The following is an 18,647-nucleotide window of genomic DNA, read 5'->3' as shown; positions in this document are numbered from 1 at the left end:
GGCGGAAAACCAAGGAAAAACTATAATGAACTACGCAAGCATTGCCATTGCTGCGGTTGAAGCTCTTGTCGAAAACGGCCCGGTGATTGTGGAAGATATTACCGCACTGCTGAAGCCGCTGAAGGAAGGCCGCGCACCTACTGCGGATGAATGGAATTTTGCTGAAAAGCAGCTCGATGCCGCCAACTCTGCTGTGCAGGCTGGATAACTCTCATCTTGTTGCAGGTAAATGGTGGCGGAAGAGTTTACTCGCCACCATTATCTTTGTTGTAGGCTGGCACGCGCTGGTAGTGCGGTCTGATTTTTGGCGGAATAAGTAACCTTAAGGCCATCATAACACGAACTCAAATAGATGTTCGTTTTTTCTTTCGGCTTTTATGACTATCTGCCCCGGTTGTAATCCGCGATACTGTTCCAGGACTAATTCCAAAAGACCGCGCAATTTCTTTCAGGGTCTTACCATCTTGGCGTTTTTGTATAATATCTTGCCGTTTTAAGGCACTAATTTGAGCCGGACGTCCCATTTTTACGCCTTCTTTAATGGCACGCGCACGCCCCTCTGCTGTACGCGTGCGTATCAAGTCCCGCTCAACATCAGCTAAGCCGCCAAGCACGGCCAGCATTAAGCGGCCTGTACTTGTTAAGGTATCTGCCCACGGCTCTGCAATCGAATAAAATTGCCCCCCTTTTTCAGTAATTTCTTTTACAATCGCAAATAAATCAAATGTACTACGTGCCAATCTATCAATCCGGGTTACAATAACCCTATCACCATTAGACACGGCCCGAATAAGCCTACGCAATTGGATACGATCAGCATTAGCACCGCTCGCTTTTTCTCGAAAAATTTTTGCACAACCAAACCGCCCCAATACCTGAATTTGGGTATCTAACGTCTGACCAATTGTGCTGACCCGTGCATAACCGATCTGCTGCGCCACGTTCTGTTGCCTCCCCTCTAGGAAAGCCACAAGCTACGAGAAAAAAAAGGGTGTGCGCAATTCCTGATTAAAAATTTATTAACTTTGCATTTCCTTAAATAACTTGTTGTTTATTTATAATATCTACAACACGTATTAATAAGGAAATTCAAGAATGAAATTTTTTAATCAGGAATTATTAAACATGGGCAACACTTATTCTACCGGTGGTACAAACTCTACCACTCAGACCTACTCTTCCTCGACAACCATATCGGGAGGTCAATATACTGTTACCAATACATCTGATGGGCAGTTTCTTTTTACACCTTCTGCTGCCAGTATTGTTAATTTTTACGGAAATCTGACCAATGAAGGCTTAGTATCCTTCATTCCCTCTACCACAGGCACAGGAAGCACCTTCAATCTTGGCACAGGTTCACTCAGTACCTTAACGCAAACTGATGGCAAAATTGTATACAAGCAACTTGATGCCACTTCTGGCTCAAGTATTTATTTACAGTACGGCACTATTTCCAATGATGTGAATAGCACTATTGATCTTGAATCTGCCGGCGCATCTACTATCAGCGCACCATATGTTACCAGCCTTACCAATGCTGGTACAATCAAGGTGGTTGATACCAGCGGCACAGGCATGACTTCCAACTGGGGCGCCGGCTCCGGCACCTTCACCAATACTGGCAGCTTCTCCATTGATGATTCTGCCGCCACCAGTGGTTCAACAAGCAATCTGAATTTCTCCGGTATCCAAAACACCGGAACCGTGTCTTTTAATGTGCCGGGCTCATCTACATCCGTTACAACCGTAGGCAGCGGTGGTTTTGAAAATGATGGCACGTGGTCCTATACATCCACGAACACATCAGGAAATATCCAGATCCAGGGTGGCACGGGAAATTACATTAACAATGGCACGCTGAATCTTACAGATGCTAATCTGACGGTTGCAAACAACCTGACATCTTCCGATGGTCAAACAGGCACTATCAACCTGAGCAACGGAGGATCCCTCAAGCTTAATAATAGTGCTTCCTCTCAGGATATTAATATGGCCGGTTCAGGCAACAGTCTGGACTTTGTTACTTTTGCAAATGCCGCAGCCTTTACGGGAGAAATCCGTGGCTTTACAAAAGGTGATCAGATTAACGTTGGGTCAACCATTACTAGTTCCTCTTATGATCCAACCACTGGCATATTAAGCCTTACAACGGCGGCAGGTAGCCTGACACTTGATGTCGGCACAGGTTATACTCAGGACGATTTCAAGATTAACACCAATGGAAGCGATCAAAGCGCATCTGGTTGGCTGGAAGCATGCTTCCTGAAAGGCAGCATGATCAGCACGCCTGAAGGTAAAGTGGCTGTTGAAGACCTTAAAATCGGTGATCAGGTTATTACATTTGATTGGAAAAACAATCAGCATGTAGCACGCCCGATTGTATGGGTTGGCAAAGCGCATACGACTGCACGCATTGATCTGCCTGATGATGAAGCAGGTTGGCCAGTACGTATTCTCAAAGATGCCGTTGCCGATGGAGTGCCTTATAAAGACATGCTGGTTACAGCCGAACACTGCATGTTCTTTATGGGGAAGTTTGTACCTGTACGTATGTTGGTAAACGGTATTTCCATATTCTACGATAAGTCCATCAGCTCTTATGATTATTATCACGTAGAAACCGAAGAACACTCGGTTATCACTGCCGATGGCATGATGACAGAAAGCTATCTGGATACGGGCAATCGCTCTTCCTTCCGTCAGGAAGGCAACGTGGTGGCACTCCACTCTGTTGCAAAAAGCTGGGCAGAAGATGCAGGCGCGCCGCTCTGTGTGGATCGCTCTTTTGTTGAGCCTTTGTTCCGGATGTTGGAATGGCGCGAAAACGATCTTATAGGCTGCCGTATTCGCCCTGAAAAATCCGAAATAACGCACAACCCGGATCTGCACCTGATTACAGCAAACGGTGCAACCATTCGCCCAATGCGGCACAGTGGGCAGCAATATAGCTTCATGCTGCCGCCCAATACGGGATCTATACGTATTGTTTCCCGCGCCAGCCGCCCGGTTGATGCTATCGGCCCATTTGTAGATGACCGCCGTTATATGGGCGTTGCTGTTTCTGACGTGCATTTACTGTCCGCCAGACAGTCTTATAGCATTACGGCACACCTTCAGGCTCAAAAACCACAAGGCTGGCATGACACCGATTGGACAGACTGCGCCTGGACCAATGGCGATGCGGTGCTTCCTTTGGAAGGCTGCCTGACGCAAGGAAAAATAAGCATCCTCACAATAACTGTTCGTGCAGCAGGTCCTTATCTGGTGAACGAGCAGCACACAGTGGGAATGAAGGCTTGCTCCGCTTAATTGATTTAAACAGCTAAAATCTTTTTGAGCAGGCTCCCCCTTTCTGGGTGGAGCCTGTTTTTATGTTTCGGCCTAATACACACGCCTGAGATTTACGGACATCCTTGCTAATAAAGAGTTTACAAATTCGCCTTAACCCTTTGAAAAATAACAAGCATATTTGACCAAGTTTTTCTACATAACACATTGATATAAAAAGATTATTATACACCCCTCAGCTCCACCACCCTCCTGTTCAAGCCCTCAACAGGCTGCTGCTTCTGCCATGTGCCATGTAGCAGCTTTGCGCAAATTATGCTTGGGCATTTTTGGACGAGAAAAGTGCGCAAGAGCCTCCATAGAGAGCAGGCTGTTTCTGAGTTACAACGCATATAATAAAAATAGACTATTGAACCATAAGCTTTTTTGTTTTTCGGCTTCTATGGCTATCTGCTCCTGTAATAATTCTGGAGACAGTTGTTGAGCTAATTCCAAAAACATCTGCAATTTTCTTTAATGTTTGACCGTTCTTTCGATATTGAATGATTTCCTTTCGCTGTGCAGGAGTAATTTTGGCAGGCCGCCCCATTTTTTTGCCCTGCGCAATGGCTCTTGCGCGCCCTTCGGATGTACGATTGCGAATAAGATCGCGCTCCACGTCTGCCAAACCACCTAAAACCGCAAGCATCAGACGGCCTGTGCTCGTATTTGTATCCGTCCATGGCTCTGCCAAAGAGTAAAACTGAGAATTTTTTTCAGTTATTACTTTTACAATAGAAAAAAGGTCAAATGTGCTACGTGCCAGCCTATCCAAACGCGTTACCACAACTATTTGGCCCTCCTTCAGATTATTGAGTAATTTGTGTAATTCTTTTCGTGCAGCATCTGCGCCGCTAGCTTTTTCACGATAGATACGGTGACATCCGTATTCTTTTAAAGTTTTTATCTGAATATCTAAAGTTTGGCCCACTGTACTTACACGAGCGTAACCAATTTTATCACACGATTTTGATGAACTCATAACATCATAAACGACAGACATTTTTCAAAAGTTTCTTGCTAAAATCTTGATTTGCGCAAAGAGCGAATTTGCTCCGTACCTCATTCAGGATTCTTACAAGTATTTATGATAACCAGAACTGTTTATGCAACAAAAACTTATTTTGTTAGTAAAAATAAATCATGAAAAAGTGCGCAAATCAAGATTTTCGGAGATTTATATTATGAGCAGTGCAAGTACTTATCACACTTATGAGCTGGACGATCAGGGCAATCCGGTGCTTGATGCCAACGGTAACAAGATTATCGAAACAACATGGACAGTCTCGCAGCCATATGGGTCTTTATTCTCAGACTGGGATGTGAAAATTACAGATTCCAGCGGGCACGTTATATTAGACCAGCAGGACATTAACCCAGGTATTGATATCCTTGGTATAGCGCAGCTTCTTGGCAGTGGTTACGTTCTTACGCCAGGATCTGGTGATTTTGCTGTTCTCATTAGCGCATTGAGTGCCCAAACTTTTGTAAGTACTCCGGGTGCAACAGGAAACTTCATTATTGGTGCGGGTGCAGCAGAAATTTCCACATATTATATTGGTGGAACCACCTCCATTTCTGGTTTAGCTAATCTTGTCACGGGTTCAACAATCAACATTATTGGGGGTAATGCTACATTAACCGGAACAAGTGGGGGCGCCCTTGCCGGTGTTTTAAATGGTTCAACAATTAATGTTGAATATGGCGGAACACTTAATACCGGTTCTGCATTAGCTAGCGTTTTAGAAGGCTCAACTGTTAATTTTGGAACAGGTGGCGGCACTGTTATTATCAACGGTGGTGGAACGCTTATCAGTCTTCTATCATCCGGTTCAGTAAACGCAACAACTTTCCAAAATTACGATCCTTCCAAGGATACGATCGAACTCCAGAACACAACAAGCACGATTGCATCTTACACCATCGAAAATGGTGGTTTATTTGGAACGAGTAGTTCAGAAAAAATTGTTACACTTAAAGATGCAAATAGCAATGTAATTGGGCAGTTTGCTGTTTCTCCTGCATCAGGTGTTACACTTAACAACGGTGCTTACATTGTTAATGCCTCAACCAATGATACAAACCCCCTGAAAATCACTGTATCTGATGGCAACACCTACATTGGTGCCTGCTTTCTTGCTGGCAGCATGATCAGCACGCCAAAAGGTGATGTAGCTGTAGAAGACATTCAGATTGGTGATGAAGTTGTAACCTTTGATTGGCGCAACAACAAGCATGTCACGCGTTCGGTTGTGTGGGTCGGCAAAGCACACGTTAATGTTCGCTCCGGCCTTCCTGATGATGAGGCTGGCTGGCCTGTGCGTATTCTAAAAGATGCCGTTGCAGATGGTGTGCCCTACAAGGATATGCTGATTACATCTGAACATTGCTTATTCTTTAAAGGCCACTTTGTGCCTGCGCGTATGCTGGTAAATGGTGTATCTATTTTCTATGACAAATCCATTAGCTCCTATAATTACTACCATGTAGAAACGGAACAGCACTCCGTTATCACCGCAGACGGTATGCTGACAGAAAGCTATCTGGATACCGGAAACCGCTCCACCTTCCGGCAGGAAGGTAAAGTTGTCACACTGCATGGCATTGCCAAAAGTTGGGAAGACGATGCGGGCGCACCACTATGTGTGGATCGCGCTTTTGTTGAACCTCTGTTTCGCGCACTTGAATGGCGTGAAAATCATGTTGTTGGCTGCCCGCCGTCTGTAGAAAAAATTGCAACAACCCATGACCCAGATCTGCACCTGATGACGCAAACAGGTGCTACCATTCGCCCAATGCGGCATAACGGCCAGCAATACAGCTTTATGCTGCCACCTGATACAAAATCCGTGCGCATTATCTCCCGCGCCAGCCGCCCAGCAGATGCCATCGGCCCGTTTGTGGATGATCGCCGTTACATGGGTGTAGCTGTTGCTGATATACGTTTGCTTTGCGCCCAAAAAACATACGACATTACAGCCCACCTTCAGAATAAAAAACCAGAAGGCTGGCACGCTACAGAGTGGACAGATTGCGCCTGGACAACGGGAAATGCGGAATTGCCACTTGGAGACCATCTCACACACGGGAAAATGGGCATTCTTTCCCTGAGCATTCGTGCTGCCGGGCCTTATCTTGCCCAAACACAGCACACAGCTCAGTTGAAAAAAGCACACTCCGCTTAACGGTTTTAAACAGGCTCTCTCTTTGCGGGTAGAGCCTGTTTTTACAATTAAAGCCCATCCGTTGCTTTTAAAAACGGCTGCACCAATATTTCTATGCTCTTACTGTAGGTGAGAAGCCGCGGGGGAGTGCTCTTTTACAATCTGGAGCGCTTCTGCCATTCCCGGAATTTCCACGCTGCCTGCACAAACTTTTTCCAGAGCTTCGCGCAGGTTTTGTAAACTCTGCGGGGGCAACCCGCTTACGGCAAGTTTCAAAACATCTTTCAGCCCTTCAACCTGCATATAAAGCTTTTGCGGGTCTAATTCGGTACCTGTTAGCATACGGGCTTCATCATCAGTCATCTCAACCATCCTATTGTGTCTTTTTTCCTGCCGCATCATGAACGCAGATAGCTGCGGTATCAATGCAAAGGCTTACATCAATTTCCGCACAGGCGTGTGTATGTTAAGCGTTAAGTGTTTCTGAAAATTGTGTTGCCTCTTGCCAGCAGATAATGCCAGACCAGATAAGCGTTGCCACTGTATAAAATGAAAAATGTATATATGAATTTTACGCCCCCAACACATAAGCCCACAACTTCAATCCAGACACCCTATATTATTGCTTGGTTTTTGTGTTTGGTGTTTTACCTGCTGCAATACTCCACGCGCTCTGCCCCCAGCGTTATGGTGAACGAGCTTGTCTCCTCCTTTGGGCTTACAACGGTTGGGTTGGGGTCTTTGCTTGGGCTGTATTATTACACCTATTCCTTCTGCTCCATTATTTCAGGCGCTGCGGTGGATCGGTGGGGGGCCAAATATACCATTTCGTTTGGTGCGCTGGTGCTGGCAATTGGCACCTGCCTGTTTGGTTGGGGGGATGAGTGGATGGCAAGCCTTGGCCGCCTTATGCAGGGTGCGGGCTCGGCTTTTGCATTTGTGGGCGCGGTTTATCTGGCTGCACGGGGGTTTCCCAAAAAGTATCTGGCCACGGCTGTAGGGGCAACGCAATGCGCAGGCATGCTGGGCGGCGCCATGGGGCAATCTACCGTGGCATGGTTGATTCATGGCGTTATCAACTGGCATTTTTACTGGATTGATACCGGGCTGCTGATTGCCCTGATAGCCGTTTTTTTGTTTGTAATGACCCCGCAGGAAAAAAAGGCAAACACCGCGCACGTCGGCAAAGCATCTGCTTCCATGTTTGCACCGTATAAAAGCGTGCTCAGCAACCCACAATCTTATCTGTGCGGGCTGTGTGCGGGGCTGCTGTTTTTACCCACCACCGTAGGCAGCATGACATGGGGCATTACGTTTTTAACCCAAAGCTGGCACGTTGGTTACCACGAGGCCGTTATGCGGGCCGCCATGGTGCCTGTGGGCTGGATGTTTGGCTGCCCTGCCCTTGGGTATTTAACAGATAAGATCGGGCGTAGAAAACCCGTATTGCTGGGCGGCATTATTGTTATGGCGCTTACGGTTGCAGCCATTATTTACCTGCCGGGCAATACGTTTCCGCCTTATGTGCTGGCTTTGCTGCTGGGCTTTTCTTCCGGCGCGGCCATGATCCCCTATACCATTATCAAGGAAGCCAATGCTGATGATGTAAAAGGCAGCGCCACAGGGGCTATTAACTTTTTGGTATTTGTTATGAGCGCCATTGTCTCTCCGCTGTTTGCAATGTTTCTGCAACATCTGGGGCATGGGCGACCACTTAGCGGGGCGGATTTTACAAAAGGCTTTAGCTTTGGCCTAGCCGGTATTGTGCTGGCAGGCGCACTTACTTTTCTCCTGCGTGAAACCGGGCAGAAAAAGCAGTAAACTGCGGGCTTTCCTTACCACACGCAAAAGGCCCTCCCCTTTCAGGTAGAGCCTTTTGCACACATTCAGAACTGATAAAATCAAGCCGAACGCAGGTTTAATTCAGCAACTGCCTGATCTTCAACAAGATATGGCCCAGCCGCCCGAATGGTCATGGTAAGAATGCCCATTTTGCCGTTGGTCAGATAGTTCCCCAAGGGCAGCACGGCATCACCATTGGTCCATGTGCAATCTGTCCAATCTGTAGCGTGCCAGCCAGCGGGTTTTTCGGCCTGAAGATGTGCCGTGATGTTATGTGCCTTTGTGGCACAGAAAAGGCGCACATCTGCCACGGCCACACCCATATAGCGCCGATCATCCACAAACGGGCCAATCACATCTGCTGGGCGGCTTGCGCGGGAAACCACACGCACAAACTGCGTGCCAGAAGGCAGCATAAAGCTGTACTGCTGGGTTTCCTTGCGCAGGGGCCGCACAATAGCGCCGGTGTTTGTAACCAGATACAGGTCTGGATCTACCGTTGTTTCTGCTTTTTTAGCCTGCGCAATATGGCCTGCAATATCATGCGCACGTGTATTTAGAACATGGAACAGGGGTTCAACAAAAGCACGTTCTACCGCCAAAGGGGCGCCTGCATCATGCGCCCAGCTTTTGGCCTTGCCACGCAGCGCAGCAACCTTGCCAAGCTGGCGGAAGGTGGAACGGTTGCCGGTATCCAGATAGCTTTCTGTCTGCACGCCATCGGCAGTAATAACGGCGTGCTGCGCTGTTTCGATATGATAGTAATCGTAAGAGGTAATGGATTTATCGTAAAAAATGGATACGCCATTCACCAGCATACGGGCCGGTACAAACTTGCCATCAAAAAACAGGCAATGTTCGGCCGTAATCAGCATATCCTTGTAAGGCACGCCGGGGGCAATGGCGTTTTCAAGAACACGCACGGGCCAGCCTGCTTCATCATCCGTAAGATCAGCCTGCACATGTGCATGGGCTTTACCGGCCCACACAACCGGGCATGCCACATCTTTGTTCTGCTGCCAGTCAAAAGTTACAACGTCATCACCAAGCTGGATGTCTTCCACCGCCTTTTCACCTTCGGGCGTGCGGATCATGCTGCCAGCCAAAAAGCAGGTAACGGTTACGCTGTCTCCGTTAAAGGAGTAATCGTCCTTGCTATACCCATCAGCAAAGGTCACGTTCGCCAGAACTGTTCCGTCCTGATCCACAATTTCGTTGCCATTGCCGCTCCAGCTTAGGCTTGTGGTTTCACCATTGGAAAACACAATCTGATCGCGCGGAGACAGGTTGTTAATTGTGAGCGTTCCGCTGGACGCATAATTGCTAACAATTAACGTATTATACCCGCTGGAATCTGAGGAAGAGGCCCCGAAAGTAACAGGCGCCTTCAACGTGCCAACAGACAGGGTGCCACCGTTTGCAATGGTAACGGTGTTTCCTGTCAGGGTGCCATTTACTGCAAAGTTGGTCGATTCAACAGTGAAGGATGAGGCGTCGTTCGTAACCGTATTGTTGATAGAAAGGTAACCATCACCGGTGAACGTAACATTCCCTTTAATGGTCATGGTGGGGGAATGGAAGTTGGAATTTGCCGTATCACCTTCAGTCCAGCCACCGTAATTATGCGCTACAACGTTAACTGTAATCGGAGATGATGTTCCATCTAAAATAACATCGTCACCATCATAAGTAGTGGGAACGCCCCAATCCCCACTTGTATTTACAGTTAGTGTTGTCATGCTCTTAATACCTCACGTTATTCTGATTTTGTATATGCAGTCTGGGAATCCGTTTAATATTTTTCTAACGTAAGCTCAATCAAAACGTTAATCCATTTAGAACAAATTAACTATGTTGAAACATATCTTTCCTTTTTGAGAGAGAATGATTATCATCTAGGGTTAAATTTTGCGCTGTATATCGGCTATTCGCACCAGCCATCGCTTAAAAATGCTATTTGCCCGATTCTGTCTCTCATACTTGGTATGGTGGGGCATAAAATGGGCTGTGCGCTATACATTGGTGCAAGCGCTTTTGCCCAGCACCAGTATAAGGATCACACATGATAAATGCGCCCGCCCCCACGCCAGAAGAAGACTGGACAGAGGAAAACCCAATAGACGCAGATATTGATGCACGCGTTGCGCAGGTTAATCAGGCAGCCGGGTTGCCGCCAGAACGCCCCTCACGCTTTGGGGCGTTTGTAACAATCGTGCTGCCGGTGCTGATAACTGGCGCCTTGATGTTTATCATCTGCTGGCTGTATTTTTTCCCGCTTTTTTTCCGTTAATCGGGCTGCGGCCTTTATTTGCGCCGCAGGCCAACCACCTTACGCAGCGGGGCTGTAAGCTTCCATGATGAGGAAGCCCGCATGATCTCAACATCCCGCCGGGCCTGCTGCACTTCCTGCGCCAGATGTTCTTCGCGCAGGCTGCCATAAAACTGCGGGCCCTGCTTTTTAACCCCTTCCAGCGTAGAACCCGCGCAAATCACCTTTTTGGTTTCGGGGCTTAATTCCGTGCAAAAAGGTTGCTGCATCATGTCTGGAATGGGGGCAGACAAAAAGTCATCCACCCGCATGTTGCCAAACTGGGCCTTGGCATGTTCTGGCAGACCGTTCTTCCAATCCTCCATCATCCAGCGCAGGGCATGCACAGGGTGGAAGTGATCTTCTACAACGCAATACTGGATATCACACCATTTTTCAAAAAGGCTGATATTTCCTTCAGGCGTGGCGTTAAAGTAATGAGATGGATAGCCATGCACAGGCTGCAAGAACGGATAATCTATGCGCACAATGCCGCCGGGTTTGAGCACGCGGCAGATTTCCGCTGCTACTTCCCACGGGCGTTTGGTGTGTTCCAGCGTGGCGGCACAGAGCACAAAATCAAACTGAGCATCGGCAAAAGGCAGGTTTTCCCCCACACACACCACATCCGTGCTCAGGGCGGGAAACACATCCACATTCACCATCTGCTCGGTTACGGTATCGCGCAGCCCGGCCCCTACATCCAAAAACATCCAATCCGGATGCTGCTTTTGCAGGCCCGCAATATAGCCGCCGTAATTATGGGCGGAAATGGGCGGAAAAGGCGGAATATGAAATTCCTGCTTTATAGCGTCTGTCATATAATTGGCTGGCTGGCCGTAGGTGCGCGGTGTTACGGGGTTCTGGCGGAAGGCAATGCGCTCCAGCTTGCGTTCGCGCATGGCGGCCACCAAATCCTGATTGGCAGCCTGCATACGCCCTTCGTGCTGGCCATGCTGGGCATAATGCTGGGAGGCAGAAAGCCCGCACGTGGCCACATCCGGGTTGGCTTGCCAGTAAGCCAGATCATCCGCCGGGGTTTTAAAAACTGGTGTTCTGATAACCGGAACTTCGTTATAGGAACCGTCTTGCATCCGCTCTACCTTGCATACTGTGCGCGCCAAAGTTCCGCCCTATTGCCTGAACCCAAGCCCCACCCTTATACTTGGCACACCCTTGCAAAACGCTAAAGCCCCCTGCCATGTCTGTGCTTCTTTCTACTTTTCCGTGTGTGTTTCAGGCCTCTGGAGGCCGGGGGTTAATTGAAACCTCATCTCGCATGGGCGGAAACTTTGCCTTTGGCGGCACGCTGCCCGATGGCACCCACAGCCTGCTAACAGACTGGCACACAGATACCCCCCCCATATACCGCTACAGTTTTGGCCCCGCGGTGTTTGACCCCGCCTTGGCCCTGTTTGCATGGGAAGGCCGCCCCTTGCATGATACAGTTTATACCCAAGGCCCGGACGCGCTCAATCGCTGGCATGCGGCTCCGGCCAACACACCTGTAGAACAGCACAATTGCACCGCATGGGCAGGGTTTGACCACTGGAACACCAATTACTACCACTGGGTAGCGCATACGGTTCCGGCTCTTTACTATTTTCTTAAACACGCTGGGCAGAACGATGTGTTTTTGCTGCCCCCCCTTACCCCGTGGCAGGAGCAATTTGTAACATTGGCGGGGCTGGCGCCCGAACGGCGGCTGATAACCCGGCACGGCACACGCTATGCCTTTGCGCGCGTGGTTTATACAGATTTTGTGCGCGGCAAAACTGATTTTACAGCATCCCAAACAGCACTTGCCGCCTATGCGGCGTTACGCCGGGCCGCCAGCACCACCCCCAAACGCGGGCGCTATCTGTTTTTGGAACGCGGCGAAGCCACAAACCGCCGCATGCCTAACGAGGCCGCGTTGGCCGAAGCTTTATCCACGCTCGGCTTTGCCCGTGTACGCCCCGAACGCCTGCCCGTAACCCAGCAAATAGACCTGTTTGCACAAGCCGATATGGTGGTGGGCTTTTTAGGCGCGGGCCTTGCCAATGTGGCATGGTGCCAGCCCGGCACGCTGGTGTACGAACTGGTGCCCAGCCACCACCTTAACCCGTGTTTTCTGGCCATGTGTATTCAGGGTGGTTTGCAGTATTGGGCAGACAAGGTGGAAACCGGCGTTGCGCATGAAGACCACTACACACCCGCAAACCTGCCTCTGCCTGTAGGCAAGATTGTCAGCCACGCACAAACGCTGCTGCACTTCCGGCAAAAACAGACTGGGTGAATATCCACGTCTGTATTCTTGCATATATAATAAAGAGGATTCCGTTTCGTTCCCGCTCCGAAAGTGTTAGGCTGGTCTTTCCCCCGCCAACTACAGGAGCCCCCCTATGCCAACCCTTGTGATAAACGGCCAGCCGCACAGCGTGGATGTTGATGCCGATACGCCGTTGCTCTGGGTTTTGCGCGATATTCTGGGCTTAAATGCCGCCAAGTTTGGCTGCGGCATTGCCCAGTGTGGGGCCTGCACCGTGTATGTAGATGGCAAGGCCGTACGCGCATGCAACCTACCCGTTGGGCTGGTGGGAGAGCGCGCCATTACCACCCCGGAAGGTCTGGACATGGCAGACCCGATTGTGCGGGCCATCAAATCTGCGTGGATAGCGTTGGATGTGGTGCAGTGCGGATACTGCCAGCCGGGGCAGGTTATGGCCGCCGTAGCCCTGCTGCGCACCACCCCCAACCCCACGGATGAACAGATAGACAGCGCCATGTCTGGCAATATGTGCCGCTGTGGCACGTATATGCGTATTCGCGCAGCCATTCACCACGCAGCGGGAGAACTGGCATGAGCACACATTCCCCCTCATCCACCGCGCAGCTCCAAACAGGCCGCAGGCGCGTGCTGCAAGCGGGCGGCGCATTGTTGCTGGCCACACTGTGGCCCATGCCTCGTGGGCGGGCAGCTCAGGCCACGCAGGCAGGCACCGGCATGCTGGTAGAAGATGTTGCCACCCCTTTTGCTCCCAACGCGTTTATCCGTATTGCCGCAGATAATACCATTACCCTTATTTTACCAAATATCGAGATGGGGCAAGGTATTTACACATCCTCCGTTATGCTGATGGCGGAAGAACTGGGGATAGATCCGTTTGCCGTGCAAATAGAGGCCGCGCCCCCCGGTGGCGGGGCGGAAATTACCGGCGGTTCTACCTCTACCATGACAGAATGGTTGCCGTTGCGCCAAGCCGGTGCGGCAGCACGCGCTATGCTGGTGCAGGCCGCAGCCACACGCTGGGGCGTTGCGCCAGAAAGCTGCACAACCGCCAATGGGGCCGTTATGCACCCGCCTTCTGGCCGCACCGTGCCATTTGGCGATGTGGCCGAAAATGCCGCCAAATTGCCTGTGCCCAAAGAACCAAAACTCAAAGATGCTGGCAATTACACACTTATTGGCCGCAAACATCATCGGTTGGATAGCCAGATCAAGGTAGATGGCGCAGCCCGCTTTGGCATGGATGTGCAGGTGCCGGGCATGAAAATTGGCACCGTGGCCGCCTGCCCCGTGCAAGGCGGCACCGTGCGCAGCATGAACCGTAATGCCGCTTTGGCCGTAAACGGCGTGCAAGCCGTGCTGGTAACGGATAATAAAGATACCGTATGCGTGGTCGCCAACCATTACTGGGCGGCCCGCAAAGGGTTAAAGGCCCTGAACCTGAAATGGGATTTTGGAAAAAACGCAACCATTACCACCCAAACCATTTATGATGATCTGCACGCAGGGCTAAACGGCCCGGCCATTGTGGCCAACGCCAAGGCAGATGCGCCGGGTATTATTGGCCAATCCGGCACCACCTATACGGCCACTTATCAGCAGCCCCTATTGGCGCATTCCCCTATGGAACCCATAAACTGCACCGCCCATGTGCGGCCAGATGGGTGCGATGTATGGGCAGGCACACAGGTAGCCGAACGTGCGCGAGATACGGCAGCCGAAATAACCGGCCTGCCCGCCAGCAAAATTACAGTGCACAGCCAGTATATTGGCGGCGGCTTTGGCCGCAGGCTGGAGCACGAATACGTAACCCAGTGCGTGCAGTTTGCAAAACAGGTGCCCTACCCGCTGAAAATTATCTGGAGCAGGGAAGAAGATATTACCAAAGATAGGTATCGCCCAGCTTATGTAGATAAACTCACCGCCGCGCTGGATGAAAAAGGGCATATCACCGCACTGCAACATCGCATTGTTGGCCCGGCAGTTGTGGCGCGGTGGGACCCGCCAGAACTCACAAAGGATGGGTATGATGATGACCTCTCCCTTGCCACGGTGGTTACGCCCTACACCTACCCCGCGTATCGGCTGGAATTTGCCCGGCGCGAGGCCCCCGGCATTACCACCGCATGGTGGCGCGGTGTAGGTGGCACACGCGGCCTGTTTGTGGTGGAAGGATTTATAGATGAGCTGGCCGCCCGCGCGGGGGCAGATCCGGTAGCTTATCGGCGCGCCATGGTGCAAAACAACCCACGTGCGCTGGCTGTGCTGGAACGCGCCGCCGCAGATGCAGGCTGGAGCACGCCTATGCCCAAAGGCCGGGCACGCGGTGTGGCCTTGCAGTTTGCTTTTGGGTCTTACATGGCCAGCATTGCAGAAATTGAAATGCCCAGCCCGGATGAAGTGATTATCCACCGCGTAACTGCTGCGGTAGATTGCGGGCAGGTTATCAACCCAGACCAAGTGATTGCACAAATAGAGGGTGGCCTGATTTTTGGCTTTTCCGCCGCCCTGTATAATGAGATCACGCTGGAAAACGGGCGTGTGCAGCAGCAAAACTTCAACACATGGCGCGTAATGCGCATGAACGAAGCCCCGCGCCGCATTGATGTGGTGGTGATGCCCAGCAAGGAAAACCCCGGCGGTATTGGTGAGGTTGGCACAGCCGCAGCCGCCCCGCTTCTGGCTAACGCCATGGCCGCCGCACGGGGGCACCGTTACCGCACCCTGCCCCTGCTTTCTGCCCGCAACACGGAAGGGAAAGAGTAAGACCATGAAACATGATTTTTCTTTTCCATCCGTTAAGCGTGTTTCCCTTTCTGCCAAAGGTGCTGCGGCAACTGTGCTGCTGGCAACCTTATGCCTGCCCACACATGCTGCCCATGCCAGTGCTGCCGAGGAAGGCACACCCGGCAGCACGCCCGTAGAACGCGGGCAGTACCTTACCCGCGCATCGGATTGCGAGGTCTGCCACACGGCCCCCGGCGGTATGCCGTATGCTGGCGGACGGGCGTTCAAGTTACCGGGCATGGGAGTGGTATATTCCACCAACATTACAGCAGATAAGCAGCACGGCGTGGGCGCGTGGAGCGATGCGGAATTTGTTGCTGCCGTAAAGCAGGGTGTTTCCCCCGGCGGCAAGCACCTTTACCCCGCCATGCCCTACCCCGCCTATGCGCGCCTGAGTGATCAGGATGTGCGGGATATTCGGGCTTATATGGCCACATTGCCCACATCTGCCAGCACCCCGCCAGAAAACAAGCTGCGTTTTCCTTTTTCCATACGCAGTTTGATGATTTTCTGGAACATCGTGAACGGCCCGGCCTCTGCCTACCCAGATGACACCACAAAATCTGCCCAGTGGAACCGTGGCCGCTGGCTGGTGGAAGGCGCAGGCCATTGCGCAGATTGCCACAGCCCACGCACGCTCACCTTTGGGCTTTCCACCAGCAAGGCACTTGGCGGCAATATGCTAAATGGCTGGCGCATCTATAACATCTCGTCCGATACCAAAACCGGTATTGGCGGCTGGACAGATGCCGAACTGGCGCAATACCTTTCCACCGGCCATGCAGATGGCCACGGCACGGCATCTGGTGATATGGCAGATGTTATTGGCCACAGCCTGCGTTACCTTACCCCTGCGGATATTCAGGCTATGGTAACGTATCTGCGCAGCACAAAACCTGTTAGCACACCGCAGGATTCTGTAACCTTCCGCAAAACAGCCAGTGGTGATGCCAGCCTGCCGCAAAACAGCCGTGGCGCACGGCTTTATGCCGCGGCCTGTGTGGGCTGCCATCTGCCAGATGGCACAGGGCGGCAAAGCAGCTTTGCCAGCATTGCGGGCGGCAGATCACTCGGTGCGGATAATGGCCGTAACCTGATACAGGTTTTGGTAAATGGCACCGGCCTGCAAACGGCAACGGGCGTGCAGATTATGCCGCACTTTACGGGAGGCGGTTTAAGCAACCGTGATCTTGCAGATATGACCGCGTTTGTAATGACACACTTTACCACAGCCCAACCACATGATCTGGAAAAACAGATTGAACAGACCATAAAAGATCGGGACTAAATCTTTCCTGAAAACAAAAAAACCGTGCCGGGTGTGCTCTGCCCCGGCACGGTTTTTTATATCCGCCACGCCACACTTAAAGCCTATGGCGTGGCGCGTATTGGATATTACGCGTTGAGATAAATGGTTTTGGTGCGCACATAGGCTTCCAGCCCGTGCTGACCGTCCTCACCCCCCAATCCGCTTTCACGATAGCCGTGGTGGAAGCCCTGCGGTTCTTCACCCGATCCACGGTTGACGTAAATTTCCCCAAAGTCCAGTTCCCGGCCCATACGCAGGATACGGGAAAGATCATTGGTGAACAGGTAGGCAGAAAGCCCATAGCGGCTATCATTAGCGCGGGTTAGGGCCTCATCAAAATCCTTCACCTTGATAAGGGAAAACACGGGGCCAAATACCTCGTCCTGCACAATGTCCATATCCGGGGTAATGTCTGTGAGCAATGTGGGGGCGTAAAAAGTGCCTTTATCAAACAGGCCACCAGTAAGACGCTTGCCGCCCAGTGCCAATTTTGCCCCCTGTGATATGGCTTTTTGCACAATGCCATCCACTTTTTCCAGCTCGGTTTCATTCACCTTGGGGCCCATATCTGTGGCATCATCCATCGGGTCCCCCACTTTCAGGCTGGCGATACGATCCTTTAGCGCTATGGTAAAACGATCATACACATCTTCCTGCACGTAAGTACGTTCGTTGGCTGTACACACCTGCCCACCGTTAAAGAAACGTGCCGTAACGGCAGCTTCCACTGCTGCGGGAATATCTGCATCTTCCATGACAATAAAAGGCGCTTTACCACCCAGCTCCAGCCGCACTTCCTTAAGGTGCTCGGCTGCGGCTGCCATAATCTTCTTACCTGCGGGGGTAGAGCCTGTCATGGTAATCAGCGGTGTATCCTTATGTGCCACCAGTGGCACACCCACGCCTTGGCCGCTGCCTGTCACCACATTAACTACACCTGCGGGAATACCTGCTTCCTGCACCAGTTCAGCCAATGCCAAGCCAGAAAGCGGTGTGCCATCAGCGGGTTTAAGAACAATGGTGTTGCCTGCCGCCAGAGCCGGTGCAATTTTACGCGCACACAAAGCCAGTGGGAAGTTCCATGCTGCTATAGCCCCCACCACACCATGCGGTACGCGGTCGATCAGGATTTTTTCACCTTCACGTTCACCGGGTATAATTTCCCCCTGAAGCCTACGGGCATTTTCCGCCGCAAAACGCAGCAGCCCTGCGGCAAAATCCACCTCGGCGCGGGCTTCCTTAATGGGTTTACCCATTTCTGAGGTAATAATGGTGGCCAGGCGTTCCTTATCGCGCTCTACAAGGTTTTTAAGGGCGTAAAGATAATCGGCACGCTGGCTGGCAGGTTTACTGCTCCAACCTTTAAACGCAGCCTTTGCGGCGGCCACAGCTTTTTCAACATCCTGTGGGTTGCCTTCTGCGGCCTGCCCAACTTCCTCCCCCGTAGCGGGGCTTTTAATGGGCGTATATTTGCCAGATGTGGGTTTTACCCATTCATTATTGATGAACAGATCCTGCTGTTTGACATCAGCCATGAGGTGTTCTCCTTTTTTATGAAATGCTGTTTGCAGTATGACGCACACATGTGTTCATTAAAAGTAATGATATATCAGTAAACCATTTATGAAAAATGAATGG

At 51.0% G+C, this 18,647-nt stretch carries 15 protein-coding genes; 9 read left to right on the top strand and 6 right to left on the bottom strand.

The window, feature by feature from the left end:
* The first annotated feature begins 25 nt into the window (after positions 1–25).
* Complete coding sequence (locus WG31_RS02825; RefSeq protein WP_245191547.1) at positions 26–208, top strand: hypothetical protein; 183 nt, start codon at positions 26–28, stop codon at positions 206–208.
* Positions 209–344: 136 nt separating this feature from the next.
* Here WG31_RS02825 and WG31_RS02820 read toward each other — a convergent pair whose 3' ends face one another.
* On the bottom strand, positions 345–941 hold the full coding sequence (locus tag WG31_RS02820; RefSeq protein WP_063353576.1) for a recombinase family protein: 597 nt from the start codon (positions 939–941) through the stop codon (positions 345–347).
* Between the two features lie 184 nt (positions 942–1,125).
* On the opposite strand from WG31_RS02820, the gene WG31_RS02815 reads away from it, so the two are divergent.
* Positions 1,126–3,312 carry a Hint domain-containing protein gene (locus tag WG31_RS02815; protein ID WP_063354847.1) on the top strand — a complete coding sequence of 729 codons (2,187 nt, stop codon included), beginning with the start codon at positions 1,126–1,128 and terminating at the stop codon, positions 3,310–3,312.
* Between the two features lie 385 nt (positions 3,313–3,697).
* Here the strand turns inward: WG31_RS02815 and WG31_RS02810 are convergent, their stop codons facing one another.
* Entirely contained in the window at positions 3,698–4,333 is a 636-nt protein-coding gene (locus tag WG31_RS02810; protein ID WP_006117030.1) for a recombinase family protein, read from the bottom strand.
* A gap of 181 nt (positions 4,334–4,514) precedes the next feature.
* Between WG31_RS02810 and WG31_RS02805 the strand changes: the two genes are divergently transcribed.
* A complete protein-coding gene (locus WG31_RS02805; protein WP_245191546.1) occupies positions 4,515–6,515 on the top strand; it encodes a Hint domain-containing protein in 2,001 nt (666 codons plus the stop codon).
* 99 nt (positions 6,516–6,614) lie between these two features.
* Here WG31_RS02805 and WG31_RS02800 read toward each other — a convergent pair whose 3' ends face one another.
* Positions 6,615–6,857 carry a hypothetical protein gene (locus WG31_RS02800; protein WP_035351113.1) on the bottom strand — a complete coding sequence of 81 codons (243 nt, stop codon included), beginning with the start codon at positions 6,855–6,857 and terminating at the stop codon, positions 6,615–6,617.
* 201 nt (positions 6,858–7,058) lie between these two features.
* On the opposite strand from WG31_RS02800, the gene WG31_RS02795 reads away from it, so the two are divergent.
* A complete protein-coding gene (locus tag WG31_RS02795) occupies positions 7,059–8,315 on the top strand; it encodes an MFS transporter (RefSeq protein WP_245191545.1) in 1,257 nt (418 codons plus the stop codon).
* Positions 8,316–8,395: 80 nt separating this feature from the next.
* Here WG31_RS02795 and WG31_RS02790 read toward each other — a convergent pair whose 3' ends face one another.
* Positions 8,396–10,075 carry a Hint domain-containing protein gene (locus WG31_RS02790; protein ID WP_063353574.1) on the bottom strand — a complete coding sequence of 560 codons (1,680 nt, stop codon included), beginning with the start codon at positions 10,073–10,075 and terminating at the stop codon, positions 8,396–8,398.
* A 323-nt stretch (positions 10,076–10,398) separates the two neighbouring features.
* Between WG31_RS02790 and WG31_RS02785 the strand changes: the two genes are divergently transcribed.
* Positions 10,399–10,626 carry a hypothetical protein gene (locus WG31_RS02785; protein ID WP_063353573.1) on the top strand — a complete coding sequence of 76 codons (228 nt, stop codon included), beginning with the start codon at positions 10,399–10,401 and terminating at the stop codon, positions 10,624–10,626.
* Between the two features lie 14 nt (positions 10,627–10,640).
* Here the strand turns inward: WG31_RS02785 and WG31_RS02780 are convergent, their stop codons facing one another.
* Positions 10,641–11,738: a class I SAM-dependent methyltransferase gene (locus WG31_RS02780; RefSeq protein WP_063353572.1), complete on the bottom strand. Its 1,098-nt coding sequence runs from the start codon at positions 11,736–11,738 to the stop codon at positions 10,641–10,643.
* A gap of 107 nt (positions 11,739–11,845) precedes the next feature.
* On the opposite strand from WG31_RS02780, the gene WG31_RS02775 reads away from it, so the two are divergent.
* The 4 genes from WG31_RS02775 to WG31_RS02760 all read left to right on the top strand — a co-directional run bounded on the left by WG31_RS02775 (position 11,846) and on the right by WG31_RS02760 (position 16,988).
* Complete coding sequence (locus WG31_RS02775; protein WP_063353571.1) at positions 11,846–12,922, top strand: glycosyltransferase family 61 protein; 1,077 nt, start codon at positions 11,846–11,848, stop codon at positions 12,920–12,922.
* A 106-nt stretch (positions 12,923–13,028) separates the two neighbouring features.
* The gene (locus WG31_RS02770) at positions 13,029–13,490 is read left to right on the top strand and encodes a (2Fe-2S)-binding protein (RefSeq protein WP_006117022.1); all 462 of its coding nucleotides are present in this window, start codon (positions 13,029–13,031) and stop codon (positions 13,488–13,490) included.
* Positions 13,487–15,679, top strand: coding sequence for a xanthine dehydrogenase family protein molybdopterin-binding subunit (locus WG31_RS02765; RefSeq protein WP_063353570.1), 2,193 nt, complete (start codon positions 13,487–13,489; stop codon positions 15,677–15,679). Before WG31_RS02770 ends, WG31_RS02765 begins: the two co-directional genes overlap by 4 nt.
* Positions 15,680–15,683: 4 nt before the next feature.
* The gene (locus WG31_RS02760; RefSeq protein ID WP_063353569.1) at positions 15,684–16,988 is read left to right on the top strand and encodes a cytochrome c; all 1,305 of its coding nucleotides are present in this window, start codon (positions 15,684–15,686) and stop codon (positions 16,986–16,988) included.
* 107 nt (positions 16,989–17,095) lie between these two features.
* On the opposite strand, the gene aldA is transcribed toward WG31_RS02760, so the two are convergent.
* Positions 17,096–18,544: an aldehyde dehydrogenase gene (gene aldA / locus WG31_RS02755; RefSeq protein WP_063353568.1), complete on the bottom strand. Its 1,449-nt coding sequence runs from the start codon at positions 18,542–18,544 to the stop codon at positions 17,096–17,098.
* Between the last annotated feature and the right edge of the window lie 103 nt (positions 18,545–18,647).

The sequence above is a fragment of the Acetobacter oryzifermentans genome (assembly GCF_001628715.1).
Taxonomy (GTDB): domain Bacteria; phylum Pseudomonadota; class Alphaproteobacteria; order Acetobacterales; family Acetobacteraceae; genus Acetobacter; species Acetobacter oryzifermentans.
This window is presented reverse-complemented; position numbering and strand designations above follow the sequence as displayed.

What these genes read in the sequence shown, in the direction of transcription:
- WG31_RS02825 (WP_245191547.1), top strand. Translation starts at nt 26, where the DNA reads ATGAACTACGCAAGCATTGCCATTGCTGCGGTTGAAGCTCTTGTCGAA.
- WG31_RS02815 (WP_063354847.1), top strand. Translation starts at nt 1,126, where the DNA reads ATGGGCAACACTTATTCTACCGGTGGTACAAACTCTACCACTCAGACC.
- WG31_RS02810 (WP_006117030.1), bottom strand. Translation starts at nt 4,333, where the DNA reads ATGTCTGTCGTTTATGATGTTATGAGTTCATCAAAATCGTGTGATAAA.
- WG31_RS02805 (WP_245191546.1), top strand. Translation starts at nt 4,515, where the DNA reads ATGAGCAGTGCAAGTACTTATCACACTTATGAGCTGGACGATCAGGGC.
- WG31_RS02800 (WP_035351113.1), bottom strand. Translation starts at nt 6,857, where the DNA reads ATGACTGATGATGAAGCCCGTATGCTAACAGGTACCGAATTAGACCCG.
- WG31_RS02795 (WP_245191545.1), top strand. Translation starts at nt 7,059, where the DNA reads ATGAATTTTACGCCCCCAACACATAAGCCCACAACTTCAATCCAGACA.
- WG31_RS02790 (WP_063353574.1), bottom strand. Translation starts at nt 10,075, where the DNA reads ATGACAACACTAACTGTAAATACAAGTGGGGATTGGGGCGTTCCCACT.
- WG31_RS02785 (WP_063353573.1), top strand. Translation starts at nt 10,399, where the DNA reads ATGATAAATGCGCCCGCCCCCACGCCAGAAGAAGACTGGACAGAGGAA.
- WG31_RS02780 (WP_063353572.1), bottom strand. Translation starts at nt 11,738, where the DNA reads ATGCAAGACGGTTCCTATAACGAAGTTCCGGTTATCAGAACACCAGTT.
- WG31_RS02775 (WP_063353571.1), top strand. Translation starts at nt 11,846, where the DNA reads ATGTCTGTGCTTCTTTCTACTTTTCCGTGTGTGTTTCAGGCCTCTGGA.
- WG31_RS02770 (WP_006117022.1), top strand. Translation starts at nt 13,029, where the DNA reads ATGCCAACCCTTGTGATAAACGGCCAGCCGCACAGCGTGGATGTTGAT.
- WG31_RS02765 (WP_063353570.1), top strand. Translation starts at nt 13,487, where the DNA reads ATGAGCACACATTCCCCCTCATCCACCGCGCAGCTCCAAACAGGCCGC.
- WG31_RS02760 (WP_063353569.1), top strand. Translation starts at nt 15,684, where the DNA reads ATGAAACATGATTTTTCTTTTCCATCCGTTAAGCGTGTTTCCCTTTCT.
- aldA (WP_063353568.1), bottom strand. Translation starts at nt 18,544, where the DNA reads ATGGCTGATGTCAAACAGCAGGATCTGTTCATCAATAATGAATGGGTA.